The 25,136-nt window shown below is 69.9% G+C and carries 23 protein-coding genes; 13 read left to right on the top strand and 10 right to left on the bottom strand.

Features of this window, described 5'->3' with window-relative positions; all coding sequences use genetic code 11:
• The first annotated feature begins 110 nt into the window (after window positions 1–110).
• Entirely contained in the window at window positions 111–680 is a 570-nt protein-coding gene (locus MMA15_RS02135) for a histidine phosphatase family protein (RefSeq protein WP_241057229.1), read from the top strand.
• On the opposite strand, the gene MMA15_RS02130 is transcribed toward MMA15_RS02135, so the two are convergent.
• The 8 genes from MMA15_RS02130 to kdpF form a co-directional block, all read right to left on the bottom strand.
• The gene (locus MMA15_RS02130) at window positions 664–1,521 is read right to left on the bottom strand and encodes a nucleoside/nucleotide kinase family protein (RefSeq protein ID WP_241057228.1); all 858 of its coding nucleotides are present in this window, start codon (window positions 1,519–1,521) and stop codon (window positions 664–666) included. The two genes, MMA15_RS02135 and MMA15_RS02130, sit on opposite strands and share 17 nt — an antisense overlap.
• Before the next feature lie 206 nt (window positions 1,522–1,727).
• The gene (locus tag MMA15_RS02125) at window positions 1,728–2,228 is read right to left on the bottom strand and encodes a hypothetical protein (protein ID WP_241057227.1); all 501 of its coding nucleotides are present in this window, start codon (window positions 2,226–2,228) and stop codon (window positions 1,728–1,730) included.
• A 497-nt stretch (window positions 2,229–2,725) separates the two neighbouring features.
• The gene (locus MMA15_RS02120; protein WP_241057226.1) at window positions 2,726–5,299 is read right to left on the bottom strand and encodes a DUF4118 domain-containing protein; all 2,574 of its coding nucleotides are present in this window, start codon (window positions 5,297–5,299) and stop codon (window positions 2,726–2,728) included.
• Window positions 5,300–5,379: 80 nt separating this feature from the next.
• Window positions 5,380–6,063 carry a response regulator gene (locus tag MMA15_RS02115; RefSeq protein WP_241057225.1) on the bottom strand — a complete coding sequence of 228 codons (684 nt, stop codon included), beginning with the start codon at window positions 6,061–6,063 and terminating at the stop codon, window positions 5,380–5,382.
• 122 nt (window positions 6,064–6,185) lie between these two features.
• Window positions 6,186–6,860: a potassium-transporting ATPase subunit C gene (locus MMA15_RS02110; RefSeq protein WP_241057224.1), complete on the bottom strand. Its 675-nt coding sequence runs from the start codon at window positions 6,858–6,860 to the stop codon at window positions 6,186–6,188.
• Window positions 6,861–6,865: 5 nt separating this feature from the next.
• Window positions 6,866–9,004, bottom strand: a complete 2,139-nt coding sequence (gene kdpB, locus MMA15_RS02105) for a potassium-transporting ATPase subunit KdpB (protein ID WP_241057223.1) — start codon at window positions 9,002–9,004, stop codon at window positions 6,866–6,868.
• Window positions 9,001–10,665 carry a potassium-transporting ATPase subunit KdpA gene (gene kdpA, locus MMA15_RS02100; protein WP_241057222.1) on the bottom strand — a complete coding sequence of 555 codons (1,665 nt, stop codon included), beginning with the start codon at window positions 10,663–10,665 and terminating at the stop codon, window positions 9,001–9,003. Before kdpA ends, kdpB begins: the two co-directional genes overlap by 4 nt.
• 8 nt (window positions 10,666–10,673) lie before the next feature.
• Entirely contained in the window at window positions 10,674–10,763 is a 90-nt protein-coding gene (kdpF, locus tag MMA15_RS28130; protein WP_241057221.1) for a K(+)-transporting ATPase subunit F, read from the bottom strand.
• Window positions 10,764–11,503: 740 nt separating this feature from the next.
• On the opposite strand from kdpF, the gene argC reads away from it, so the two are divergent.
• The 11 genes from argC to MMA15_RS02040 all read left to right on the top strand — a co-directional run bounded on the left by argC (window position 11,504) and on the right by MMA15_RS02040 (window position 21,416).
• Window positions 11,504–12,532 carry an N-acetyl-gamma-glutamyl-phosphate reductase gene (argC, locus tag MMA15_RS02090; RefSeq protein ID WP_241057220.1) on the top strand — a complete coding sequence of 343 codons (1,029 nt, stop codon included), beginning with the start codon at window positions 11,504–11,506 and terminating at the stop codon, window positions 12,530–12,532.
• 109 nt (window positions 12,533–12,641) lie between these two features.
• Window positions 12,642–13,796, top strand: a complete 1,155-nt coding sequence (gene argJ / locus MMA15_RS02085; protein ID WP_241057219.1) for a bifunctional glutamate N-acetyltransferase/amino-acid acetyltransferase ArgJ — start codon at window positions 12,642–12,644, stop codon at window positions 13,794–13,796.
• Window positions 13,793–14,788 (top strand): acetylglutamate kinase, encoded by a 996-nt coding sequence (argB, locus tag MMA15_RS02080; protein ID WP_241057218.1) that lies wholly within the window; start codon window positions 13,793–13,795, stop codon window positions 14,786–14,788. The genes argJ and argB overlap by 4 nt, the downstream gene beginning before the upstream one ends.
• On the top strand, window positions 14,785–16,047 hold the full coding sequence (locus MMA15_RS02075; RefSeq protein WP_241057217.1) for an acetylornithine transaminase: 1,263 nt from the start codon (window positions 14,785–14,787) through the stop codon (window positions 16,045–16,047). Before argB ends, MMA15_RS02075 begins: the two co-directional genes overlap by 4 nt.
• Window positions 16,048–16,066: 19 nt before the next feature.
• Complete coding sequence (locus MMA15_RS02070; protein WP_241057216.1) at window positions 16,067–16,639, top strand: arginine repressor; 573 nt, start codon at window positions 16,067–16,069, stop codon at window positions 16,637–16,639.
• 86 nt (window positions 16,640–16,725) lie between these two features.
• Window positions 16,726–17,103: a DUF488 domain-containing protein gene (locus MMA15_RS02065; protein WP_241057215.1), complete on the top strand. Its 378-nt coding sequence runs from the start codon at window positions 16,726–16,728 to the stop codon at window positions 17,101–17,103.
• Between the two features lie 115 nt (window positions 17,104–17,218).
• Window positions 17,219–18,415 carry an argininosuccinate synthase gene (locus MMA15_RS02060; protein WP_241057214.1) on the top strand — a complete coding sequence of 399 codons (1,197 nt, stop codon included), beginning with the start codon at window positions 17,219–17,221 and terminating at the stop codon, window positions 18,413–18,415.
• Between the two features lie 136 nt (window positions 18,416–18,551).
• Window positions 18,552–20,003: an argininosuccinate lyase gene (gene argH / locus MMA15_RS02055; RefSeq protein WP_241057213.1), complete on the top strand. Its 1,452-nt coding sequence runs from the start codon at window positions 18,552–18,554 to the stop codon at window positions 20,001–20,003.
• A gap of 110 nt (window positions 20,004–20,113) precedes the next feature.
• Window positions 20,114–20,533, top strand: a complete 420-nt coding sequence (locus MMA15_RS02050) for a phage holin family protein (protein ID WP_241057212.1) — start codon at window positions 20,114–20,116, stop codon at window positions 20,531–20,533.
• Window positions 20,530–21,150 carry a DUF3618 domain-containing protein gene (locus MMA15_RS02045; RefSeq protein WP_241057211.1) on the top strand — a complete coding sequence of 207 codons (621 nt, stop codon included), beginning with the start codon at window positions 20,530–20,532 and terminating at the stop codon, window positions 21,148–21,150. The genes MMA15_RS02050 and MMA15_RS02045 overlap by 4 nt, the downstream gene beginning before the upstream one ends.
• Window positions 21,147–21,416 carry a DUF4235 domain-containing protein gene (locus MMA15_RS02040; protein ID WP_308290494.1) on the top strand — a complete coding sequence of 90 codons (270 nt, stop codon included), beginning with the start codon at window positions 21,147–21,149 and terminating at the stop codon, window positions 21,414–21,416. The genes MMA15_RS02045 and MMA15_RS02040 overlap by 4 nt, the downstream gene beginning before the upstream one ends.
• Window positions 21,417–21,550: 134 nt before the next feature.
• Here the strand turns inward: MMA15_RS02040 and MMA15_RS02035 are convergent, their stop codons facing one another.
• Window positions 21,551–22,804, bottom strand: coding sequence for a YihY/virulence factor BrkB family protein (locus MMA15_RS02035; protein ID WP_308290493.1), 1,254 nt, complete (start codon window positions 22,802–22,804; stop codon window positions 21,551–21,553).
• 173 nt (window positions 22,805–22,977) lie between these two features.
• On the bottom strand, window positions 22,978–23,658 hold the full coding sequence (locus tag MMA15_RS02030; RefSeq protein ID WP_241057210.1) for a lysophospholipid acyltransferase family protein: 681 nt from the start codon (window positions 23,656–23,658) through the stop codon (window positions 22,978–22,980).
• A 309-nt stretch (window positions 23,659–23,967) separates the two neighbouring features.
• On the opposite strand from MMA15_RS02030, the gene MMA15_RS02025 reads away from it, so the two are divergent.
• A complete protein-coding gene (locus MMA15_RS02025) occupies window positions 23,968–25,125 on the top strand; it encodes a glycerophosphodiester phosphodiesterase (protein ID WP_241057209.1) in 1,158 nt (385 codons plus the stop codon).
• Window positions 25,126–25,136 lie beyond the last annotated feature (11 nt).

Below are 25,136 nucleotides of genomic sequence, written 5' to 3'. Positions count from 1 at the left end.
TTTCATTGCACCGCTCTCGGCGAGTGGTGTCCACCACAGTGCCCCCGAGCAGGGGCGGGAATGACGAACGTCCTATCGAAGTAGGACGCTGATCGCTCTACGATCGCCGGATGGCCCTTCGCCTCACCCTGCTGGCATCCAGCCGCAGCTCATCAGTGCTCGATGTGCGGTTCGGGGACAGCCGCTCCCTCGACGCCACGGGATGGCACGAAGTCAAGACGGCCGGTCCCTCGCTCTCCCATCTGGCCGCCGCAGAGCTGCGGTACTGCTCCCCGTCCGTGCGCTGCCGCGAGACGGGTCTCTCCCTCGGCCTCTCCCCGGTGGCCCAACCGGCCCTGCGCGACTGCGACATGGGCCGCTGGAGCGGATACACCCTGCGGGAGGTCGCCGCTCGTGAGCCGCAGGCCGTACAGGCATGGCTGTCGGATCCGCGTTCCGCGCCGCACGGCGGCGAGTCCCTGGTGACGTTCATCCAGCGCATCGGCGGCTGGCTCGACACCCGGCCCGTCGGCGACGGCAGCTGGATCGTCGCCGTGACCGAGCCCGGGGTGATGCGGGCCGCTCTGTGCTACGTGCTGAAGGCGCCGCCCCAGGCGTACTGGCAGGTCGACGCCCAGCCGCTGGCCGTACTCACGCTCTCCGGGCACGCCGGTGACTGGAGCCTCAGCCTGGGCAACTGACGGGCCACGCCGGGGCGTTGTGCCCGTCGGCGAGCACCGGAGCGGACAGCGGCTCCGGCGGCCGGGGGAAGCGCGCCACGGGCAGCTCGACGTCCTCGGTGCAGCCGGTGTCCCCGCATTCGCACGCGAAGGCCGTTGCCGCGTCCGGCGGGGCGGGCGGCGCCCAGGGACGGGCGAAGAACTGCTCGTGCTGTGCGACGAGGGCCCTGTTGCCGTAGCGCAGCAGAGCGCGGCGCTCGGCGGCCGTCCCCGCCACCGGGCCTTCCGCGAGGGACGAGGAGAAGGCCGCCTCCACCTCGGCGGCGGTCTCCTCGGCGCTCTGCGAGCCGTCCACGCGCAGCCGTCTGCCGCCGTACGCCTCCACCTGGTCCTCGATCACGTCGAGCAGCCCCCGGTAGAGGCGGAACGCGCCGTCCCGCGGCGACATGCCGCGCTCCAGCAGGCGCTGCTCCTGGACGGCGTGTGTGGGCAGCAGCCACAGCGCACGCCCGAAGGCGCCGGCGACCTCCGGGGTGACCGGCGTCCCCTCGGCGATGGTGGCCGGACACGCGGGCAGCGCACGCAGATCGTCCGCGACCATCGCGCCCCGCTCGTGGTGCAGGGACATCGCCAGCAGTTCGGGCAGCGGTCCCGTCCAGCGCTCCGCGCGGGGCAGCTCCTCCCAGCGGATCGCCTGGGCGTGCCCGTTCGCGACGGCGCGGGCCCGGTGCTCCCAGGTGTGGGCGTCGGCGTTGTACCAGCGCAGTCCGTGACGCCGGGCGATCAGCCGCGCCACGGTCGTCTTGCCCGCGCCCGGCGGCCCGCCCAGCCACAGCACCGGAGGCCCAGGCTCCGCACCCATGTGATCTCCCCCCTCGGCCGACGCGCGGCTCCGCCGGTCCGCCCCATCGGTCCGCCACCGTAACGGCAGGCCGTAGGCCGTAGGCCGTACGTACGGAACCGGGCGGAAGCGACGGCGGGAACGGGGCCTCTCCCGTCCCCGGGGATCACCGCCCCGGAGATCCCGCCCCGGAGATCACTGCCCGTGGAGATCACCCCGTCCGCGCCTCACCGCACCCGTACATACTCCACGCTGAAGTCGCGTTCCCAGTCCTTGCCGTCGGCCGACTGCTCCCAGGCGCCGGTGATGGTGCCCCCGAGCGCGTCCACGGTCGCGGAGAACCGCTGGTGGAAACCCTCGGCGGACCGCCACATCCGCCAGGCGCCGTCGCCGACGGCCGTTCCGTACACGCGGGCGACGCCGCGCCCGTCTGCGTACAGCGTCGTGAACTCGCCCGTGGAGTCGTCGTATCCGGTCATCGTGACCGTCGGGAACGGCAGGTGCCCCTCCCACGCCGCGGGGACGCGGGTCGTGGCCGTCACGTCCGTGCGCTGGACGAGGAAGGCGCCGCCTTCGGCCCAGTCGAACCAGCCGCGCACCGGCCCCGCCTGCCCGTCCATGGCCCACATGTCCCACTCGCCGACGAGCGGTTCGAGCCGCCGCAGGGCGGGATGGGGCACCGGTCTCCGCAGGGCTCCCCGTGCGGCCTCTCGCTTAACGTCGCTCATGGTCTCTCCCTGTCCTCGCTTCGGCGCCGCCCTCGGCATACGCGTCCCCCGGGGTGTCCGCGCGGCATCCCTCGCAATGACGACCGGCCGGGGCCCGCCATCTCATCGCCGGCGCGCGGCCTGACCAAGCCCCCCGGGAGACGGTCCCTCGGGCGCGGCGTGGCACACCACCGCCCCCGCGCGGTCGGCATCGCCGGGCGGCACGTCGGAAATGGAAGAGGAGATCATCGAGCCGGCGGTCAGGTCAGGGATGCCGGGAACGACACCGCGCGTGCACGTCGACCAACTGCTGTGCGGGGACGGCGGGCCGCGCCGCGGCCGAGCCGTCACGCAGGCTGAAGTTGAGCCCGGCCTCCGTCTCCGCGGCCGCCGGCCCGGCCGTGAGCCGCACCGCAGCAAGTGCACATGGTGCACAGAATGCCGCCGGGTACCGTCCCGTCAGGCCGCCTTGCTCTTCACTGACGGCTGTGTACTCGATGGCCCGGCCCTGGCATGCATCACGAAGTCGCCCTGGCGGAGAGGTCGGGAGTCGTCGGTGAGTGGCCTGCGGCGGGCGTGAGGGTCAGGACCATGGTGAAGCCTCCGCCAGGGGTGTCCTCCGCGGTGAGTGTGCCGCCCATGGCTTCCGCGAAGCCGCGGGCGACGGCCAGGCCGAGGCCGACTCCGGTGCCGCGGGGGGCGTCGCCGTAGCGTTGGAAGGGCGCGAAGATCCGGTCTTTCGCCTCGTCGGGGACGCCGGGACCCTGATCGACCACGCGGACCTCCACGCGGTGCGCGATCGCGCTGGCAGAGACCAGCACCGGCAGGTTGTCCGGGGTGTACTTGACGGCGTTCTCGACGATGTTGGCGACAGCGCGTTCCAGGAGCCCGGGATCTACGGCGACCATGGGCAGGTCTTCGGGGATGTCCAGCTCGACTCTGTCGTCGGGCACTCCGCCGAGAGCCATCGGCACGACCTCCTCGAGGTCGATCTCGCGGATGAGCGGTGTGATCGTTCCGGTCTGCAGGCGCGACATGTCGAGCAGGTTGCCGACGAGGTTGTCGAGGCGGTCGGCTCCTTCCTCGATCCCGGCCAGCAGCTCGGCCTGGTCCTCTTCGGACCAGTCGACGTCGCCGGAGCGCAGGGAGGTCACCGATGCTTTGATCCCGGCCAGCGGGGTGCGCAGATCGTGGCTGACTGCTGCGAGCAGTGCGGTCCGGATGCGGTTGCCCTCGGCGAGTTCGCGGGCCTGTTCGGCCTCGCCGACCAGGCGCTGGCGGTCGAGTACGAGCGCTGCCTGCGCGGCGAAGGCGGACAGCAAGCGTCGGTCCCCGGCGGGCAGGACGCGGCCGGAGAGGGCCAGCGCCATGTGGTCGCCGACGGGCACGTCCACGTCGGCGTCCTCGGGCCGTCCGAGGGGACGGGTGTTGCCGACGCTCCCCGTACAGGTCCAGGGGGCGACGTCGCTCTCCCTCTCCAGGAGCGCGACAGATTCCATGTTGAAGGTCTCGCGCACGCGGTCGAGGAGTGCCTCCAGGCCCGCTTCTTCACCTCGCTGCGCGGGCGATGCCCCGAATCGCAGCACGCTGCCGGCCAGGAACGAGAGGATTTCGGATTCGGCACGTAGCCGGGCTGCCTGGTGTGTGCGCCTGGCGGCAAGGTCGACCACGGAGGCGACCGAGACCGCCACGGCCACGAAGACGATGATGGCGACGATGTTCTTGGGGTCGGAGATGGTCAGCCGGTGCGTCGGCAGGGTGAAGTAGTAGTTCAGCAGCAGCGACCCCACGGCTGCGGAGACCAGCGCGGGCATCAGCCCGCCGACGAGGGCCGCCGCGACAGTGAGTGCGAGGAAGAGCAGCATGTCGTTGGCGAGGCCGACGTCGGGAGCGACGCCGTTGAGAAGGAGGGTCAGGAGCGCAGGTCCTGCGACGCCCACGACCCAGCCCCCCATGATCCGGGAGCGGCCGAGCCGCGCGCCGCGAGCCACCGGCAGTCCGCGGCCCTTGGCGACCTCTTCGTGGGTGACGATGTGGACGTCCAGGTCGGGGCCTGACTCACGTGCCACGGTCGAGCCGACGCCGGGGCCGAAGATGTACTGCCAGGCCTTGCGGCGGCTGGAACCGAGGACGATCTGGGTGGCGTTGACGCCGCGTGCGAAGTCCAGGAGGGCGGACGGGACGTCGTCGCCGATGACGTGGTGGAAGGTGCCGCCCAGGTCCTCGACCAGGGTCCGCTGGACGGCGAGTTCCTTGGGGGAGACGGACGTCAGGCCGTCGCTGCGGGCGATGTAGGCGGCCATGACCTCGCCGCCGGCTCCTTTCTCGGCGAGCCGCGCGGCGCGGCGGATGAGTGTGCGTCCCTCCGGGCCGCCGGTGAGTCCGACGACGATGCGTTCGCGGGCCTGCCAGGTGGAGCGGATGTTGTGCTCGCCGCGGTATTCCTGGAGGTATTCGTCGACTCGGTCGGCGACCCAGAGCAGCGCGAGTTCGCGGAGTGCGGTGAGGTTGCCGGGGCGGAAGTAATTGGAGAGTGCGGCGTCAATCTTGTCCGGTTTGTAGATGTTTCCGTGGGCCATGCGGCGGCGCAGCGCCTGCGGGGACATGTCGACCAGTTCGATCTGGTCGGCTCTGCGTACTACTTCGTCGGGGACGGTCTCGCGCTGCCGTATCCCCGTGATGGACTCCACGACGTCGCCGAGGGATTCCAGGTGCTGGATGTTGACCGTGGAGACGACGCTGATGCCGGCGTTGAGGAGTTCTTCGACGTCCTGCCAGCGCTTGGTGTTGCGCGAGCCGGGGACGTTGGTGTGGGCGAGTTCGTCGACGAGGGCGACGGCGGGCCGGCGCTCGAGGACTGCGTCCACGTCCATCTCGGTGAAGGTGGTGTCGCGGTAGTCGATCTCATGCCGCTGTACTTGCTCCAAGCCGTGCAGCATCACTTCGGTGCGTGGCCGGCTGTAGTGCTCCACGAAGGCGACGACGCAGTCCGTGCCGCGTTCGGTGCGGCGGTGTGCCTCGGAGAGCATGGCGTAGGTCTTGCCGACGCCTGGCGCCGCACCGAGGTAGATCCGAAGCTTGCCGCGTGCCATGGTTGCGATCCTTGCGATCGTGGACTGTGTACCGGGGTTGGCCCCCTCGTGCGGGACGGTCCGCCAGGTGTGGGGAGGACTCAGGTCTCGAAGCGGTAGCCCATGCCCGGGGCGGTGATGAGGTGGCGGGGGTGTGAGGGGTCTGCTTCGAGTTTGCGTCTGAGCTGGGCCATGTAGACGCGGAGGTAGTTGGCCTGTGTGCCGTAGGTGGGACCCCACACTTCCTGCAGGAGCCGTTTCTGGCTGACCAGTTGTCCGCGGTGGCGGATCAGCACTTCCAGCAGGTGCCATTCGGTCGGGGTGAGGCGGATGTCGCGCCCGTCGCGTTTGACCTTTTTCGCCAGCAGGTCGACGGTGAAGTCCTCGGTCGTGACGGTCAACGGGGGGTTGGTGGGCGCCACCGGAGCCGTTCGCCGGGATGCGGCCCGCAGCCGTGCGAGTAGTTCGGCGATGTCGAAGGGCTTGGTGATGTAGTCGTCGGCCCCGGCGTCGAGTGCGTCGACTTTCTCGTCCGAAGTCTGGCGGGCGGAGACCACCAGGATCGGCACACGGGTCCAGCCGCGAAGCCCGGTGATGACGTCGATGCCGTCCATGTCGGGCAGGCCGAGGTCCAGCAGTACGACGTCCGGGGGGCGCGCCGCGGCGAGCCGGAGAGCTGTTCCTCCATCAGGTGCGGTGTCGACTTCGTACTTGCGCGCCTTCAGATTGATCTCGAGGGCTCGTACGAGCTGTGCTTCGTCCTCCACCAACAGCACCCGGGTCATCGGTGTGCCGCCTTTCTGTCGTGCGTGAGAAGGGTGTCGTCATCGACTGCCGGCAGGGGGGCCGGGAGCCACCCCGAGGAGGTCCTTGTTCCGCAGGCTCCCGGCCGCTGCTGTGGCCCCGGTCACTTCGCGGTGAGTTCCTTGAGAGCGATGTTCAGCTGAAGAACGTTGACGCGGGGCTCGCCCATGAAGCCGAGGGTACGGCCGTCGGTGTGGTCCTCGACGAGCTTCTCGACCTGCCTCACCTCGAGGTGGTTCCGCTCGGCGACGCGGCGGACTTGGAGCTGCGCGTACTGGGGGGAGATGTGCGGGTCCAGGCCCGAGCCGGAGGAGGTGACGGCGTCGGCCGGTACGTCCGAGGGCTTGGGCGTGTAGCCCTTCGCGGTGTTGTCTCTGATCGCGGCCTTCTTGGCGTCCTTGACCCACTGGATCAGTTCGGGGTTGTCGGCGGACCGGTTGGTGGCCCCGGAGAGGATGATCGAGTACTGGGTGTTGACGCTGTTGACGCCCAGGCCGTTGGACGGCCGCGGCTGGAACCACTTCAGGTCCGGACGTGCGGCCTCCTCGGCGTTGTCGGGGTCCTTCTTCGGCAGGTCGTACGTCTGGCCGATGAGGCTCGACCCGACGGCCTTGCCGTTCGATCTGACCTCCGAGCCGTCGGCCTTTTCGTTGAAGAGAGCCTGGGCGACGCCGGTCACGGCCAGCGGGTAGAGGACGCCCGTCACCACCGTCAGGACGAGGAGAGCGCGGAGCCCGGCTCCGACCAGGCGCGCTGTGCTGCTCGGTGAGTTGTTCATGGCGATCAGCCGATTCCGGGGACGAGGGAGATGAGCAGGTCGATGATCTTGATGCCGATGAAGGGGGCGATCAGGCCGCCGAGACCGTAGATCCCCAAATTGCGGCGGAGCATCTTGTCCGCGCTGCTCGGCCGGTAGCGCACGCCCCGCAGGGCGAGCGGCACCAGCGCGACGATGATCAGCGCGTTGAAGATGACCGCGGAGAGGATCGCGGACTGCGGGGACGCCAGCGCCATGACGTTGAGCTTGTCCAGGCCGGGATAGACCACGGCGAACATCGCGGGGATGATCGCGAAGTACTTCGCGACGTCGTTGGCGATCGAGAACGTGGTCAGGGCACCCCGGGTTATCAGGAGCTGCTTGCCTATCTCGACGACCTCGATGAGCTTGGTGGGGTTGGAGTCCAGGTCGACCATGTTCCCGGCCTCCTTGGCGGCCGAAGTACCGGTGTTCATGGCCAACCCGACATCCGCCTGCGCCAGAGCCGGGGCGTCGTTGGTGCCGTCGCCGGTCATCGCGACGAGCTTCCCGCCGCCCTGCTCACGCTTGATCAGTGCCATCTTGTCCTCGGGAGTGGCTTCGGCGAGGAAGTCGTCCACTCCGGCCTCTTCGGCGATGGCCCGTGCGGTCAGCGGGTTGTCACCCGTGATCATGACGGTCTTGATGCCCATGCGGCGCAGTTCGTCGAACCGTTCGCGCATCCCGTCCTTGACCACGTCCTTGAGGTGGATGACACCGAGTACGCGCGCACCCGTCTCGTCCTCGACCGCGACGAGCAGAGGCGTACCCCCCGCCTCCGAGATCGCATCGGCGGCCGCGTCCGCGTCCTGGGCCACCCGGCCGCCGCGCTCGGTGACCCAGGCGATGACGGAACCGGTCGCGCCCTTGCGGACCTTGCGACCGTCGAGGTCCACACCCGACATACGGGTCTGTGCGGTGAACGCCACCCACTCGGCGTGCGACAGCTCGCCCTGGTCCCGCTCGCGCAAGTGGTACTTCGCCTTGGCGAGGACGACGATCGAACGGCCCTCGGGGGTCTCGTCCGCGAGTGAGGAGAGCTGCGCCGCGTCCGCCAGCTCTGCCTCGCCGACGCCGTCGACCGGGACGAACTCGGCGGCCTGACGGTTTCCGAAGGTGATGGTGCCGGTCTTGTCGAGCAGCAGCGTGGAGACGTCGCCCGCGGCCTCGACCGCGCGGCCCGACATCGCGAGCACATTGCGTTGCACCAGGCGATCCATGCCGGCGATGCCGATGGCGGACAGCAGCGCACCGATGGTGGTCGGTATCAGGCACACCAGGAGCGCGATCAGTACGATCACGGGCTGCTTCTGGCCCGCGTAGACCGCGAACGGCTGCAGAGTGACGACCGCGAGCAGGAAGACGATCGTCAGGGACGCGAGAAGGATGTTCAGCGCGATCTCATTGGGCGTCTTCTGACGGGCAGCGCCCTCGACCAGTTTGATCATCCGGTCGATGAACGTCTCGCCCGGCTTCGTTGTGATCTTGATGACGATGCGGTCGGAGAGGACACGCGTGCCGCCGGTGACGGCGCTGCGGTCTCCACCGGACTCGCGGATGACCGGCGCGGACTCGCCGGTGATGGCCGACTCGTCGACGCTCGCGACCCCTTCGACGACGTCACCGTCGCCGGGAATGACGTCGCCGGCCTCGCAGACGACCAGATCGCCGATACCCAGTTCGGTGCCGGGCACGTGCTCCTCGCTCTGCCCGTCGAGCCGCCGGGCGACGGTATCGGTCTTGGCCTTGCGCAGGGTGTCGGCCTGCGCCTTGCCGCGGCCCTCGGCCACCGCCTCGGCCAGGTTGGCGAAGAGCGCGGTCAGCCAGAGCCAGAGGGCAATCGCCCAGCCGAACCAGCCGGTGGGGTCCTTCAGCGCGTAGACCGTGGTCAGTACGGAGCCGATCAACACCACGAACATCACGGGGGACTTGATCATCACCCGCGGGCGGAGCTTGCGGACGGCCTCGGGGAAGGACTTGATCAGCTGCGCGGGGTCGAACAGACCTCCGCCGACGCGTCCGCGCTCCGGCTTGTGACCGGTGGGTATGTCCTGGTGCGGCGCACGGGTGGGAGTGACGGTGGACATGGAGCCGGGCTCCTCATGTTTCTGTTTCGTGGTGGTCATGACGCCAGACCTTCGGCGAGCGGCCCCAACGCCAGCGCCGGGAAGTACGTCAGACCAGCGATGATCATGATCGTGCCGACCAACAGGCCGGTGAAGAGCGGCTTTTCGGTGCGCAGCGTGCCCGCCGTGGCAGGGACCGGCTTCTGTCCGGCGAGCGAGCCGGCCAGCGCCAGCACGAACACCATCGGCAGGAAGCGGCCCAGCAGCATCGCGAGACCGATGGTGGTGTTGAACCACTGGGTGTCCGCGTTCAGACCGGCGAAGGCGCTGCCGTTGTTGTTCGCTCCCGAGGTGAAGGCGTAGAGGATCTCGGAGAAGCCGTGCGCACCCGAGTTGGTCATCGAATGGGCCGGTGTGGGCAAGGCCGTCGACGCGGCGGTGAAGCAGAGCACCAGCGCCGGGGTGATGAGGATGTAGCAGGCCGCCAGCTTGATCTCGCGGGTGCCGATCTTCTTGCCTAGGTACTCGGGCGTACGGCCGACCATCAGGCCCGCTATGAAGACCGCGATGATCGCCAGGATCAGCATCCCGTACAGGCCGGAGCCCACACCTCCGGGGGCGATCTCGCCGAGCTGCATGCCCAGCATGGTGATGCCGCCGCCGAAGCCGGTGAAGGAGGAGTGGAAGGAGTCGACCGCCCCGGTCGAGGTCAACGTCGTGGAGACTGCGAAGATCGACGAACTGCCGACTCCGAAACGGTTCTCCTTGCCCTCCATCGCACCGCCGGCGATGTCCAACGCCGGGCCGCCGTGGTGGAATTCGGTCCACATCATGAGCGCGGTGAAGCCGACCCAGATGACGGCCATCGTGGCGAGGATCGCGTACCCCTGCTTCAGCGAGCCGACCATCCTGCCGAAAGTGCGGGTCAACGAGAACGGGACGACGAGGATCAGGAAGATCTCGAACAGATTCGAGAACGGCCCTGGATTCTCAAAGGGGTGGGCGGAGTTGGCGTTGAAGTACCCGCCACCGTTGGTGCCCAACTCCTTGATCGCCTCCTGCGAGGCGACGGCGCCGCCCCGCCACTGCTGCGAGCCGCCCGTGAACTGTCCGGCCTCGTGGACGCCGGTGAAGTTCTGGATGGCGCCGCAGGCGACCAGCACGATCGCCGCGACCGCCGCGACCGGGAGCAGGATACGGACGGTGCCGCGCACCAGGTCCGCCCAGAAATTCCCCAGCTCGCCGGTGCGGGACCGGGCGAAGCCCCGTACGAGGGCCACTGCGACGGAGATGCCGACAGCGGCCGAGACGAAGTTCTGCACCGCCAGGCCGCCGGTCTGCACGACGTGCCCCATGGCCTGCTCGCCGTAGTACGACTGCCAGTTGGTGTTCGACACGAAGGACGCGGCGGTGTTGAACGCCTGGTCCGGGTCGATGGAGGAGAAGCCGAGCGACCCGGGCAGGCTGCCCTGAAAACGCTGCAACAGGTAGAGAAAGACAACGCTCACGGCGGAAAAGGCCAGGACCCCGCGCAGATACGCGGGCCAGCGCATCCCGACATCGGGATCGGCACCGATGGCCTTGTAGATCCACTTCTCCACCCGCAGATGCTTGGTGGAGGAGTAGACACCGGCCATGTGGTCGCCGAGCGGACGGTACGCCAGAGCCAGCGCCGCGATCAGCGCAAGCAACTGCAGCACTCCAGCGAGGAAGGGGCTCATATCGATGCTCAGAACCTCTCCGGGTACAGCAGGGCAAAGGCGAGGTAACCCAGCAGGGCGACAGCCACGACGAGGCCGACGATGTTCTCGGCGGTCACAGCTTTGCCACCCCCTTGGCTATGAGAGCCACCAGCGCGAAGGCCACATCGGCCATCGTGAGCTCCTGGAACAGAGTCGGAATATCTCGGGCTTCTCGATGAAAGCCCCCTGCCGGCGCCCGCGCACCAGCCGTTGACGCGATCCATACGGCCGAGGCCGCGATTTTGACGAATCCCTGACGCCGCCCCGCAGGACACGGAGCCGCCGATCCCCCCCACGACCCGCCGAAAGAGCCGACTGTCCGGGAGTACCAGGAAGTCGTCACGAATCGGTATGCCGACATCAGCGACGTAGCAATGAACAAGAAACAGCAGGTGGCCCCCTGCGATCGCCTCCATAGAGGGCCACACCGAATCTGCCGGGGAGCGGCGCTCCTACGGCGCCGCGATGGGTGCGGTGGTCCACGACCGGCATGGGGCCTCCGCGATGCGAGCGGCGATCCGGGGCGCGCTGCTGTTCGCGGGGTTGCTGACACTGGGCGACGGGGGCTGCGGCCCTGCGGCCTGACCGCCACCCTGCGGCAGTGCCCTGCGTCCTGCATGGTGAGCGATGCGCCTTGTCCGGGGGCGGTCGTTCCTCGATCGGGAACAGGATGGGGCTACCTCGCCGGAGACCTTGCCCAGTTTGCTCCTCCGCCGACTGAAAACCTCGGTCACACCCGAGGTCGGCGGCGCCCGATTCCGCTTTGCATAAACCTGCTGCACCACGTATAGTCATGCTGGCGACGAGGAGGGGATCGATGACTGTACGAGCAGCGGTCGCGGGGGCGAGCGGATACGCGGGCGGCGAGATCCTGCGTCTGCTGGCCGCGCACCCCGAGGCCGAGGTCGGGGCGCTCACCGGCAACTCCAACGCGGGGAGCCGGCTCGGCGCGCTCCAGCCGCATCTGCTTCCGTACGCGGACCGGGTGCTGGAGGAGACCTCGGCCTCCGTGCTGGCGGGGCACGACGTGGTGTTCCTGGCGCTGCCGCACGGGCAGTCCGCCGCGATCGCGAACGAGCTGGGCGAGGACGTGCTCGTCGTGGACTGCGGCGCGGACTTCCGCCTGTCGGACGCGCGGGCGTGGGAGCGCTTCTACGGCACCCCGCACGCCGGCACCTGGCCCTACGGGCTGCCCGAACTGCCGGGCGCCCGCGCCGCGTTGGCGGGATCGTGCCGCGTCGCCGTCCCCGGCTGCTATCCGACGGCCGTCTCCCTCGCGCTCGTTCCGGCCTACGGGGCGGGGCTTGCCGAACCGGAGGCCGTGATCGTCGCGGCGACCGGCACCTCCGGCGCGGGCAAGGCGCTCAAGCCGCATCTCCTCGGCAGCGAGGTGATGGGATCGATGAGCCCGTACGGGGTGGGCGGCGGTCACCGCCACACACCGGAGATGGCGCAGAACCTCTCGGCGGCGGCCGGTGAGCCCGTCACCGTCTCCTTCACGCCCACGCTCGCGCCCATGCCGCGCGGCATCCTCGCCACGTGCAGCGCGAAGGCGAGGCCCGGCACCGGGCCGGAGGAGCTGCGTGCCGTCTACGAAAAGGCGTACGCGGACGAGCAGTTCGTCGAACTGCTCCCGGAGGGCCAGTGGCCCGCGACGGGCTTCGTGTACGGCTCCAACACCGTGCAGCTCCAGGTGGCGCTGGACCCGGACGCGGGGCGCGTCATCGTCGTGGCGGCCGTGGACAACCTGACGAAGGGCACCGCGGGCGGCGCGGTGCAGAGCATGAACATCGCCCTGGGGCTGCCGGAGGAGCTGGGGCTGCCGCTCGTGGGGACCGCGCCGTGAGCGCCCGTACGGGCAGCGGAACGGACGGCCGTACGGTCCCGGCGGCAGCCGCCGAAGCGCGACTTGAAGCGCGACTTGAAGCGGGTCTCGAAGCGAACGGAGAAGCACAGTGAGCGTGACAGCGGCGAAAGGATTCACTGCCGCGGGCGTCGCGGCCGGGATCAAGGACAGCGGCGGCCCGGACCTCGCGCTGGTCGTCAACGAGGGCCCGAGCCGCGCGGCTGCCGGAGTGTTCACCGCCAACCGCGTCAAGGCCGCGCCGGTGCTCTGGTCACAGCAGGTGCTCAAGGGCGGCAGGGTCTCGTCCGTGGTGCTCAACTCCGGTGGCGCCAACGCCTGTACGGGCCCCGCGGGGTTCCAGGACACCCATGCCACGGCCGAACGGGCCGCCGCCGCGCTCGGCCACAGCGCCGCCGAGGTGGCCGTCTGCTCGACGGGCCTGATCGGTACGCGGCTGCCCATGGACAAGCTGCTGCCCGGCGTGGACGAGGCGGCGGCGCGGCGCTCCGAGTACGGCGGCGAGAAGGCCGCCCTCGCGATCAAGACCACCGACACCGTGCACAAGACGGCCGTGGCGCGGGGAGAGGGCGGATGGACCGTCGGCGGCATGGCGAAGGGCGCGGGCATGCTCGCGCCCTCCCTCGCCACGATGCTCGTCGTACTGACCACCGACGCCGACCTCGATTCGGCAGCCTTGGACGGTGCGCTGCGCGACGCGGCCCGTACCACCTTCGACCGGATCGACTCCGACGGCTGTCTGTCCACCAACGACACCGTGCTGCTGCTGGCGTCCGGCGCCAGTGAAGTCACCCCCGGCGCCGAGGAGTTCACCGAAGCCGTACGGGCCGTCTGCGACGATCTGGCGCAGCAGCTCATCCATGACGCCGAGGGCGCCTCGAAGGACATCCGCATCGAGGTCGTCAACGCCGCGAGCGAGGACGACGCCGTCGAGGTCGGCCGCTCCATCGCCCGCAACAATCTGCTCAAGTGCGCCGTGCACGGCGAGGACCCCAACTGGGGCCGTGTGCTCTCCGCCATCGGCACCACCGGCGCGGTCTTCGACCCGGACGAACTCGACGTGGCCGTCAACGGCGTGTGGGTGTGCCGTAACGGCGCCACGGGAGAAGACCGCGACAAGGTCGACATGCGCTACCGCGAGGTGCGCATCACCGCCGATCTGGCCGCGGGCTCCGAGTCCGCCGTCATCTGGACCAACGACCTGACGGCCGACTACGTCCACGAGAACAGCGCGTACAGCTCATGACCGATCAGGTGCACCCCACGCGTCGGCACACCGCACTGCCCAAGGCGCGGACGCTCATCGAGGCGCTGCCCTGGCTCACCCGCCACAACGGCAAGACCGTAGTCATCAAGTTCGGCGGCAACGCCATGGTCGACCGTGAGCTGAAGGCCGCCTTCGCCCAGGACGTCGTCTTCCTGCGCCAGGCCGGGCTGCGTCCCGTCGTAGTGCACGGCGGCGGCCCGCAGATCAGCGCCCAACTGACGCGTCTGGGCCTGGAGTCGGAGTTCAAGGCGGGCCTGCGGGTGACAACGCCCGAGACGATGGACGTCGTACGGATGGTCCTCGCGGGCCAGGTCCAGCGCGAACTGGTCAATCTCCTCAACCGGCACGGTCCGCTCGCCGTCGGCATGACCGGCGAGGACGCGCACATCATGGCCGCCACCAAGCGCTACGCGCACATCGACGGCGAGGCGGTCGACATAGGCCGGGTCGGCGACATCGACAGCATCGAGACCGGGGCGATCCAGGCGCTGCTCGACGACGGGCGCATCCCCGTCATCTCCTCCATCGCACGCAGCGCCGACTCCCGCGCCGGAGCGGACGGCGATGCTGACGACGGGGCTGACGGCGGGGCTGACGACGACGGGGACCCGGACGGCACCGGCGTCTACAACGTCAACGCCGACACCGCCGCCGCCGCGCTCGCCGCCGCGCTCGGCGCCGAGACCCTGATGGTCCTCACCGACGTCGAGGGCCTGTACGCCGACTGGCCGGACAGCGACGAGGTCATCAGCGAACTCGCCGCCGCGGAACTGGAGTTGCTGCTGCCGGAGCTGTCCAGCGGCATGGTCCCGAAGATGGAGGGCTGTCTGCACGCCGTACGCAACGGGGTCCGCACCGCCCGCGTGCTGGACGGCCGCGTACCTCACTCGATCCTGCTGGAGATCTTCACCGACGAGGGCATCGGCACGATGGTCGTGCCGGACAAGCGTGAGGGGGAGCCCGCGAAATGACCACCACGGACGCACGCGACGCCACCGGCGCACGCGACGCCAACGCACAGTCCGCCGACGCCGACGCGGCCGCCGCCTCCGCGCTCACCGCCCGCTGGCAGGCCGCCCTCGCCGACAACTACGGCACCCCGCGCATCCCCCTGACCCACGGTCAGGGCAGCACCCTCTGGGACGAACAGGGCAGGTCCTACACCGACTTCACCGGCGGCATCGCGGTCAACGCGCTCGGCACCGCCCATGACGCGGTCGTACGTGCCGTCTCCGATCAGATCGCCACCCTCGGCCATGTCTCGAACCTCTTCATCGCCGAGCCGCCCGTCGAACTGGCCGAGCGGCTGCTGGAGTTGGCGGGCCGCGAGGGACGCGTCTACTTCTGCAACTCGGGCGCGGAGGCCGTCGAGGCGGCCTTCAAGGCCGGGCGGCTGACGGGCCGTACCCACATGGTCGCCACCGAGGGCGGCTTCCACGGCCGGACCATGGGCGCCCTGGCGCTGACCGGACAGCCCGCGAAGCAGGCCCCGTTCGAGCCCCTGCCGGGCGATGTCACCCACGTCCCCTACGGAGACGCGGAGGCGCTGAAGGCGGCCGTCACCACCGACACCGCGCTGGTGATCGTCGAGCCCGTGCAGGGTGAGAACGGCGTAGTCGTGCCCCCCGAGGGATATCTGGCCGCGGCCCGCGAGATCACCCGTGCGAGCGGGACGCTTCTCGTGATCGATGAGATCCAGACAGGTATAGGACGTACCGGCCACTGGTTCGCCTGCCAGGCGCAGGGTGTGGAACCGGACATCATCACCCTGGCCAAGGGCCTGGGCGGCGGTCTGCCGCTGGGCGCGGCCATGTTCTTCGGCGAGGCGGCGGGGCTGCTCACCGCCGGTCAGCACGGCTCGACCTTCGGCGGCAATCCGGTGGCGTGCGCTGCCGCGATCGCGGTGCTGCGGACCCTCGCCGAACAGGAGCTGCCCGCCCGTGCGGGGCGGCTGGGGGAGCGGCTGCGTGACGGGATCTGGTCGATCGGACATCCGCTCGTCGAGCAGGTCCGCGGCGCGGGACTGCTGCTGGGTATCGTGCTCACCGAGCCCGTCGCACCTCTAGTGCAACAAGCGGCTCAGGACGCGGGGTTCCTGGTCAACGCGGTCGCGCCGGATGTCGTACGGCTCGCTCCGCCGCTGATCGTCACCGACGACGAGGCGGACGCTCTCGTCCGGGCTCTCCCCGCGATCCTGGACGCGGTCGACGGCGGGCAGAAGAGCCGATGAGTCGAAGGAGACCGGGCCGATGACCGAGGGGTACGCGCAGGAGCAGGAGCTGGGCAACGGTTACGGAGGCCCGGCCGTGCCGCAGACCCGTACCGCCCGGCACCGCAGGATCGTCGACATCCTCAACCGGCAGCCGGTGCGCTCGCAGAGCCAGCTCGCCAAGCTCCTCGCCGACGACGGGCTCTCCGTCACCCAGGCCACCCTCTCCCGCGACCTCGACGAGCTGGGCGCGGTGAAGATCCGCAACACCGGCGGCGAACTGATCTACGCCGTGCCCAGCGAGGGCGGCGACCGTACGCCCAAGGCGCCGCTCGGCGAGTCCGCGAGCGAGGCCCGCATGGCGCGGCTGGCGGGCGAACTCCTCATCTCCGCCGAGGCGTCGGCGAACCTGGTGGTGCTGCGCACGCCGCCCGGTGCGGCCCAGTTCCTCGCCTCGGCCATCGACCAGGCCGGCGTCCACGACATCATCGGCACCATCGCCGGCGACGACACGCTGCTGCTCATCAGCCGCGCGCCCGACGGCGGCCAGGCCCTCGCGGGCCATCTGCTGAACCTGGCGCAGAAGGAGCACAAGGCAGCGGGGGAGCACTAGGCCCAGGGGAGCACCAGGCCCGGGGGAGCACTACGCCGCCGCTTCCCTGCCGTGCGCTCCGCTCCCGGCTGTCCCACCCTGGATTCATGACCAGTACGAGGCATGTCCAGGTGCGGCGCGTGTACGACGAGGCCAGGCCCCGCAAGGACGGGCTGCGAGTGCTCGTGGACGGTGTGTGGCCGCGGGGGATGAAGAAGGAGGACGCACGGCTCGACGAGTGGGACAGGCTCATCGCCCCCTCGACCGAGCTGCGCAAGTGGTACTCCCACGACCCGGACCGCTTCGGCGAGTTCGCGAAGCGCTACCGCGCGGAGCTGTCCGGGCAGGAGGCCCGCGAGGTGCTGGAGCGGCTGCGCGAGCAGGCCCGCGAGGGCACCGTGACGCTGCTGACCGCCGTGAAGGAGGAGCAGCTCGACTACAGCCATGCCGCGGTGCTCAAGGAGGAGCTGGACGGCGGCCGCTGAGTCCGCGTTCCGCACCCGATTCGCGAGCTATAGGCCTCTGACCAGCCACGTTGACGAAGCATACGGTGCAGTGCATACTTATACCCATCAGCGTATGCACTGTAAGGAGAACCCCGTGGCTGAGCGCGTCGTACTCGCCTACTCCGGCGGCCTTGACACCTCCGTCTGCATCGGCTGGATCGCCGAGGAGACCGGGGCCGAGGTCGTCGCCGTCGCCGTCGATGTGGGCCAGGGAGGCGAGGACCTCGACGTCATCCGCAAGCGTGCCCTCGCCTGCGGCGCCGTCGAGGCCGAAGTGGCGGACGCCAAGGACGAGTTCGCCGACGAGTACTGCCTCCCGGCGATCAAGGCCAACGCGCTCTACATGGACCGCTATCCGCTGGTCTCCGCCCTCTCCCGGCCCACCATCGTCAAGCACCTCGTGGACGCCGCGCACAAGCACGGCGCCACCACCGTCGCCCACGGCTGCACCGGCAAGGGCAACGACCAGGTGCGCTTCGAGGCCGGCATCTCCTCCCTTGCCCCGGACCTGAAGTGCATCGCGCCCGTACGGGACTACGCGATGACCCGGGACAAGGCGATCGCCTTCTGCGAGGACAAGGGCCTGCCCATCGCGACGACGAAGAAGTCCCCGTACTCCATCGACCAGAACGTCTTCGGACGGGCCGTCGAGACGGGCTTCCTGGAGGACATCTGGAACGCGCCCGTCGAGGACGTCTACGAGTACACCGAGAACCCGGCCACCCCGCGCGAGGCCGACGAGGTGATCGTCACCTTCGAGGCCGGCGTCCCCGTCGCGCTCGACGGCAAGCCCGTGACCGTGCTACAGGCGATCCAGCAGCTCAACGAGCGGGCGGGCGCCCAGGGCGTCGGCCGGATCGACATGGTCGAGGACCGGCTCGTGGGCATCAAGTCCCGCGAGGTGTACGAGTCCCCGGGCGGCATCGCGCTGATCACGGCACACCAGGAGCTGGAGAACGTCACCGTCGAGCGCGAACTGGCCCGCTACAAGCGGCAGATCGAGCAGCGGTGGGCCGAACTCGTCTACGACGGGCTGTGGTTCTCCCCGCTCAAGCGCGCCCTGGACGGCTTCATCGACGAGGCCAACGAGCACGTCAGCGGAGACATCCGGATGACGCTGCACGGCGGGCGGGCCGTCGTCACGGGCCGGCGCTCCCAGCAGTCGCTCTACGACTTCAACCTCGCGACGTACGACAGCGGCGACACCTTCGACCAGTCCATGTCGAAGGGCTTCATCGAGCTGTTCGGCATGTCCAGCAAGATCGCCGCGAAGCGGGACCTGGCCGGGTAACGGGCCTCACGCCCGGCAGGCCCAGTAGTCTGCGTCCCCCGGCCCGCAGGGGCCCGCGCACCACTTCCACCAGCGCCTCCCCGCCGCATCCGGCGGGGAGGCGCCGCATTTCACACCCACCCGAGGAGAGCAAGCAATGCCCAGCAACGAAGCGCCGCAGCAGGACGCCGCAGGCCAGGACATACGGCTGTGGGGCGGGCGCTTCGCCGACGGGCCGTCCGAAGCCCTGGAGAAGCTGTCGGCCTCCGTGCACTTCGACTGGCGGCTCGCGCCCTACGACATCGCGGGCTCGCGCGCACACGCCCGCGTGCTGCACAAGGCCGGTCTGCTCACCGACGGCGAGCTGCGGCAGATGACCGAGGGGCTCGACCGGCTCGAACGGGACGTCGCCGACGGCACGTTCACCGGCACCGTCGCCGACGAGGACGTACACACCGCGCTCGAACGCGGCCTGCTGGAACGCCTCGGACCGGACCTCGGCGGGAAGCTGCGCGCGGGGCGTTCACGCAACGACCAGGTCGCCACCCTCTTCCGCATGTATCTGCGCGATCACGCCCGCATCATCGCCGGGCTGCTCGCCGACCTTCAGGAGGCCCTCGTCGGCCTCGCCGAGGCGCACCCGGACGTGGCGATGCCGGGCCGCACCCACCTCCAGCACGCCCAGCCCGTGCTCTTCGCCCACCACGTGCTGGCCCACGCGCAGGCCCTCTCACGGGACGCGGAGCGGCTGCGTCAGTGGGACGCCCGTACCGCCGTCTCCCCGTACGGCTCGGGCGCGCTGGCCGGGTCGTCGCTCGGGCTGGACCCGGAGGCGGTCGCCGCCGACCTCGGCTTCGAGCACGGCTCGTCGGGCAACTCCATCGACGGGACGGCCTCGCGGGACTTCGTCGCCGAGTTCGCCTTCATCACGGCGATGACCGGCGTCGACATCTCGAAGATCGCGGAGGAGATCATCCTCTGGAACACCAAGGAGTTCTCCTTCGTCACGCTGCACGACGCCTTCTCCACCGGCTCGTCGATCATGCCGCAGAAGAAGAACCCCGACATCGCCGAACTGGCACGCGGAAAGTCGGGCCGCCTGATCGGCAATCTCACGGGGCTGCTCGCGACGCTCAAGGCGCTGCCGCTGGCGTACAACCGTGATCTCCAGGAGGACAAGGAGCCCGTCTTCGACTCGTGCGACCAGTTGGAGATGCTGCTTCCCGCCTTCACCGGCATGCTCGCGACGCTCACCGTGCACCGCGAACGCCTCGCGGAACTCGCGCCCGCCGGTTTCTCGCTGGCCACGGACATCGCCGAGTGGCTGGTGCGGCGCGGCGTCCCGTTCCGGGTCGCGCACGAGGTCGCGGGCGAGTGCGTGAAGGTCTGCGAGCGCGAGGGGATCGAGCTGCACGAACTCAGCGACGAGCAGTTCGCCGCGATCTCCCCGCACCTCGGCCCTGACGTACGGGAGGTCCTCACCGTCGACGGCGCGCTGGCGGCACGGGACGGCCGCGGCGGCACCGCGCCCTCGGCGGTGGCCGTCCAGTTCGCGGAGGTACGCAGGGACCTCGCCGCGCAGCGGGCCTGGGCCGGGGAACGCCGCTGACCAGCACCGATCTGTGCTGACCGCTGCGGACAGCACACACGCGTAGCCGCCCCGCGGGAGGGCACCCGGTCGCCGGATGCCCTCCCCGATATGAAGCGAGGCGAGACGCGATGATCGGATCTGTGCGTCACCGGCCGGAGGAGACCAACCACCACACCGTCGCGGAGCTGACCAAGCAGGCATCGCAGCAGCTCAGCGACGTGGTGCGCAGCGAGATGCGGCTGGCTCAGGCCGAGATGAAGGAGAAGGGCAAGCACGCCGGCTTCGGCGGCGGCATGTTCGGCGGCGCCGCGGTCATGGGGCTGCTGGCCCTGTGGTCGATGGTGTTCGCGGCGATAGCGGGCATAGCGGTCGCGCTTCCCGTATGGGCCGCGGCACTGATCGTGGCCGGCGGGCTGCTGCTGGTGGCCGGAGTGATGGCGCTGGCGGGCAAGCGTGAGCTGGGCTCCGCCTCACCACCGAAACCCGAGAAGACCATCGACAGCGTCAAGGCCGACGTCGATGCGATCAGGGAAGGAGCCCACCGATGACGCGCAAGTCCGGCACCGCCACCGACAGCAAGCAGCTTCGGGCGGAGGTCGAGCAGGCCCGCGAGGAGCTGGCGCAGACGGTCGCGGAGCTGGCGGGCAAGGCGGACGTCAAGGCGTACGCACGGGAGATGGCCGCGCACGCCAAGTCGAAGGCCCTGTTCGAGATGAACGAGGCGAAGGCGAGGATGCAGCACACGGCGGAGGAGGCCGCGGACCGAGGCTTCACCAGGCCGGGCCCGGCCATGGCGGTCGTGGGCGCACTGGGCGCCGCTGCCCTCGCGGCGTATCTGCTGATCAACCGCCAGCCGAGGAACCGCATGAACGGTATGCGCAACATCCCCGGCATGCACCGCTCACACGGCATACGGAACGGAATCCGGCACGGCATGAGGCAGGGCAAGGGCAAGGGCATGCGGCGGATGCCGGGCATGCACCGCTCCCGTGGCCCGCAGTGGATCCCGAACATGCAAGGAAGCCGCAGCCTGCCGGGCATGCCCGGCACCCGTGGACGGCACAGCACGCCCGGCATGCCCGACATGAGCGGCATGCGGGGCTTGCAGTGGATGGACGGCAAGGGCCGCAGGCACGGCAGGTTCGGCAGGACCGGAAGGGGGTGAGCGGAGTGGCCAAGCTGCTCTACAAACCCTTCGCGATCGTCTTCGGGCTGCTCGGCGGCATGATCGCCAGCGCGCTCTTCAGCAAGATCTGGAAGGCCGTCGCGCACGAGGACGACGCGCCCGACGCCTCCGACGAGGAGCGCGCCTGGAAGGAGATCCTGCCCGCCGTCGCACTCAAGGGAGCGATCGCGGGTGTGATCAAGGCGCTCATCCACCGTGGTGGCGCGTCCGGGGTACGCGGACTCACGGGGACCTGGCCCGCCTGAGCGCCCCCCACAAGGGGCGCGCACCCCGCGGCTGCACACGGCAGGCGCACGCGCGAGCGCCGGAAGGCTCACAGGGCCTTCCGGCGCTCGTCTGTCGGGTTCGTTTGTCCGTTCGTCGGGCTGGTCGGTCGCCGTCACGCGGCCTTGCGGGAGCCGCCCTCTTCTTCCGGACCGCCTTCCTCCGGTCCGCCCTTCGGCCGGCGCACCCCTTCGTCGGGCCACTTACGGGTGTCGCGCGGCGCCACATACGGCTCCTCCCGGCGGGGATGGCCGCCGCTGATGGCACGCTGACGTGCCATCTCCGCGTCGAACTCCAGGCCCAGCAGGATGGCCAGGTTGGTGATCCACAGCCAGACCAGGAAGATGATGACGCCCGCCAGGGTGCCGTAAGTCTTGTTGTACGAGCCGAAGTTGGCCACGTACACGGCGAACCCCGCGGAGGCGGCCAGCCAGATCAGCACCGCGAGCGCGCTGCCGGGAGTCACCCAGCGCAGCCCCCGGCCCTTGACGTTGGGCGCGCCCCAGTACAGCACAGCGATCATCAGGGCCACGAGCAGCAGCAGGAACGGCCACTTCGCGTAGGTCCACACGGTGAGCGCCGTACTGCCGAGCCCGAGTGCGTCGCTCGCGTTCTTCGCGAGGGGACCGGTGAAGACGACCAGCACGGTGCTGACGGCGAGCATCACCATCAGCAGCAGCGTCAGGCCGACGCGTACCGGCGTGACCTTCCAGGCGGGGCGGCCCTCGGGAACGTCGTAGACGACGTTGGATGTGCGGATGAAGGCCGCGATGTAGTTCGACGCGGACCACAGCGCGCCCAGCAGGCCGACCACGGCCAGGACGCTGCCGGTGCTGGTGCTTCCCTGGAGCTGGGTCACGGCGTTGGTGAGGATGTCGCGCACCGAGCCGGGCGCGAACTTCGAGATGTTGGACAGGAGTTTGTCGATGGTGTCCTTGCCGAGGATTCCCAGGATGGAGACGAGCAGGAGCAGCGCCGGGAAGATCGACAGTACGGCGTAGTAGGTCAGTGCCGCCGCCCGGTCGGACAGCTCGTCGTCCTTGAACTCCTTGAACGTGCGGCGCAGAACGGACTTCCAGGAACGGCCTCCGAACTCCGTGGGGCTGGCCGCGGGTGTCCGCTCCGCCCCGGAGCCGGGGCCCGGCCCCTGTCCTGGGCTTGCGCCTGCTCCTGTGCCGCCTGTTCCTGTTCCGCCTGTTCCTGCGACGGGTCTTCCCGGTCTCCCGGGCCCGCCGGGGCTCTGAGGGCTCTGAGGGCTCTGGGGACTCTCGGGGCTTTGGGGCCTGCCACGTCCGCCGGTGGGTTCGGACCCTCCGGGTTCGCGATCCGGGTCGCCGGGCGTGGGCCCTTGATTCTCGGTACCAGACATGCTGGCGGAGTTGCCGCCGTGAGTCCGACGAATCAGGGGCGTACGGACTTCACCCGGCCGGGGGCCTTGAAGTGGCCGCCGCCCGTCATGGCGGGATCGGCGGACCGGAGCGGGAGCGGCCGGGCCCGGAGAGCGGGATCGGCATGCGGGACCGGCAGGAACGGGTCGGCGGGTCAGGCCGCCTTCGCCTTCGTCGCGTAGACGTCCACGTACTCCTGGCCGGACAGGCGCATGACCTCGCTCATCACCTCGTCCGTCACGGCCCGCAGCACATAGCGGTCGCGGTCCATGCCCTCGTAGCGGCTGAAGTCGAGGGGCTCGCCGAAGCGCACCGCGATACGGCGCCCCGGTGCCGGACGCGGCAGGCCCTTGCCGCCGGGCTGGATCGCGTCCGTACCGATCATCGCGAACGGCACCACGGGCGCGCCGGTCATCAGCGCGAGACGGGCGATGCCCGTGCGGCCCCGGTAGAGACGGCCGTCGGGGGAGCGGGTGCCCTCGGGGTAGATGCCGAAGATCCGGCCCTCCTCCAGCACGCGACGGCCCGTCATCAGCGCCGCGACGCCTCCGCGTCCGCCGTCGCGGTCGACGGGGATCATGCCGACGCCCGTGAAGAACCACGCCATCAACCGCCCCTTGAGGCTACGGCCCTTGACGTACTCGTCCTTGCCGATGAAGAACACCTGACGGTCGGTCACCAGCGGGAGGACCATCGAGTCGATGAAGGTGAGGTGGTTGCCGGCCAGAATCACCGGACCGGAACCGGGAATTCGCTCCGCCCCTTCCACCTGCGGGCGCAACAGCACCCGCAGAAGCGGGCCGAGCACTGCCTTGATCAGACGGAAACGGGACAACGGTTCCTCCGGCCGGTGACGTTGGCGCGCATACCTGCGCAGGTGAGGACGATACTTGCCGCCGACGGCGGCGCGCACACCAGGGTCGACGCGGCGTCGGACCGGCTCTCGGTACCGGACGAGGTGCCATCGCCGCCGTGCGTATGCCGTACCCGAGTGTGCCGGAGTGTCATGACGGACGTGTTTCCCGCATGTTCGGCCCCAAGCCTCCCTTCCGTACGTAAGCCCGACCTACGATCAGCCAGTCGTCCGCCGGGGCCTACGAGTTCGGGCGTACGCAACAGATGTGACACGAGCTGAGGAGAGCCCATGGGACAGGAGCAGCAGCCGGGTCGGAGACTCGTGCTCGGAGCGGCCGTACTGGGCGCCGCGGGCGCAGCCACGGTCGGCACGGGCGGGAGCGCACTCGCGGAGGACAGGAGCGGGGGACGCGGGAAGGACCGGCACGGCGGAGGGCTCCCCATGCCTGCCGTCATCGCTCACCGCGGTGCCAGCGGGTACCGCCCCGAGCACACCTTCGGCTCGTACGAACTCGCCTTCCGCATGGGCGCGGACGTCATCGAGCAGGACCTCGTGCCCACCAAGGACGGCCACCTCGTCTGCCGTCACGAGAACGACATCACGGCCACGACGAACGTCGCCGACCACCCCGAGTTCGCCGGGCGCAAGACGACCAAGAAGGTCGACGGGAAGGACCTGACGGGCTGGTTCACCGAGGACTTCACCCTCGCCGAGCTGCGCACGCTGCGCGCCAAGGAGCGCATCCCGCAGAACCGTCAGCGCAACACCCTCTACGACGGCCGCTGGGAGGTACCGCTCTTCGAGGACGTGCTCAAGTGGGCGCAGAAGCAGGGCGACCGGCGCGGCCGGCCCGTCTGGCTGCACATCGAGACCAAGCACCCCACCTACTTCCGCAAGCTCGGACTGGAGCTGGAGCCCCGGCTGGCGAAGCTGCTGCGCAAGTACGGGCGGGACCGCGCGGACTCGCCGAACTTCGTGCAGTCCTTCGAACCCAGCAGCATCCAGAAGCTGGACAAGCTCGTCGACTGCCCCGGAGTGTGCCTGCTGGACGCGGCCTCCTCCCGGCCCTGGGACTTCGTCGAGGCGGGCGATCCGCGCACCGTGGCGGACCTGGTGAAGCCGGAGGGGCTGAAGTGGATGGCGCGGTTCGCCGAAGGCATCGGGCCGCTCGTGGACCTCGTCATCCCGAAGAAGCCCGACGGCAGCCTCGGCGAACCGACCACGCTGGTGCGCGACGCACATGCGCAGGGCCTGATCCTGCACCCGTACACGATGCGGAACGAGAACACCTTCCTGCCCACCGAGTTCCGCAAGGGCCAGGACGCCAACGCCTACGGTGACGCCTTCGGCGCCTTCAAGGCGTACTTCAGCACGGGGATCGACGGCATCTTCACCGACAACTGCGACACCGGGCTGCTCGCGGCGGAGGACTTCCGCGCGGGCTGAGCGTGCCGGTC

It is taken from the genome of Streptomyces marispadix (genome assembly GCF_022524345.1).
Lineage (GTDB): Bacteria > Actinomycetota > Actinomycetes > Streptomycetales > Streptomycetaceae > Streptomyces > Streptomyces marispadix.
The sequence above is the reverse complement of the archived record's forward strand: the minus strand, read 5'-3'. Positions and strand labels throughout refer to the sequence as shown.

Excerpts from the sequence above, each read along its gene's own strand:
- MMA15_RS02135 (WP_241057229.1), top strand. The coding sequence starts at position 111 with ATGGCCCTTCGCCTCACCCTGCTGGCATCCAGCCGCAGCTCATCAGTG.
- MMA15_RS02130 (WP_241057228.1), bottom strand. The coding sequence starts at position 1,521 with ATGGGTGCGGAGCCTGGGCCTCCGGTGCTGTGGCTGGGCGGGCCGCCG.
- MMA15_RS02125 (WP_241057227.1), bottom strand. The coding sequence starts at position 2,228 with ATGAGCGACGTTAAGCGAGAGGCCGCACGGGGAGCCCTGCGGAGACCG.
- MMA15_RS02120 (WP_241057226.1), bottom strand. The coding sequence starts at position 5,299 with ATGGCACGCGGCAAGCTTCGGATCTACCTCGGTGCGGCGCCAGGCGTC.
- MMA15_RS02115 (WP_241057225.1), bottom strand. The coding sequence starts at position 6,063 with ATGACCCGGGTGCTGTTGGTGGAGGACGAAGCACAGCTCGTACGAGCC.
- MMA15_RS02110 (WP_241057224.1), bottom strand. The coding sequence starts at position 6,860 with ATGAACAACTCACCGAGCAGCACAGCGCGCCTGGTCGGAGCCGGGCTC.
- kdpB (WP_241057223.1), bottom strand. The coding sequence starts at position 9,004 with ATGACCACCACGAAACAGAAACATGAGGAGCCCGGCTCCATGTCCACC.
- kdpA (WP_241057222.1), bottom strand. The coding sequence starts at position 10,665 with ATGAGCCCCTTCCTCGCTGGAGTGCTGCAGTTGCTTGCGCTGATCGCG.
- argC (WP_241057220.1), top strand. The coding sequence starts at position 11,504 with ATGACTGTACGAGCAGCGGTCGCGGGGGCGAGCGGATACGCGGGCGGC.
- argB (WP_241057218.1), top strand. The coding sequence starts at position 13,793 with ATGACCGATCAGGTGCACCCCACGCGTCGGCACACCGCACTGCCCAAG.
- MMA15_RS02075 (WP_241057217.1), top strand. The coding sequence starts at position 14,785 with ATGACCACCACGGACGCACGCGACGCCACCGGCGCACGCGACGCCAAC.
- MMA15_RS02070 (WP_241057216.1), top strand. The coding sequence starts at position 16,067 with ATGACCGAGGGGTACGCGCAGGAGCAGGAGCTGGGCAACGGTTACGGA.
- MMA15_RS02065 (WP_241057215.1), top strand. The coding sequence starts at position 16,726 with ATGACCAGTACGAGGCATGTCCAGGTGCGGCGCGTGTACGACGAGGCC.
- argH (WP_241057213.1), top strand. The coding sequence starts at position 18,552 with ATGCCCAGCAACGAAGCGCCGCAGCAGGACGCCGCAGGCCAGGACATA.
- MMA15_RS02050 (WP_241057212.1), top strand. The coding sequence starts at position 20,114 with ATGATCGGATCTGTGCGTCACCGGCCGGAGGAGACCAACCACCACACC.
- MMA15_RS02045 (WP_241057211.1), top strand. The coding sequence starts at position 20,530 with ATGACGCGCAAGTCCGGCACCGCCACCGACAGCAAGCAGCTTCGGGCG.
- MMA15_RS02035 (WP_308290493.1), bottom strand. The coding sequence starts at position 22,804 with ATGTCTGGTACCGAGAATCAAGGGCCCACGCCCGGCGACCCGGATCGC.
- MMA15_RS02025 (WP_241057209.1), top strand. The coding sequence starts at position 23,968 with ATGGGACAGGAGCAGCAGCCGGGTCGGAGACTCGTGCTCGGAGCGGCC.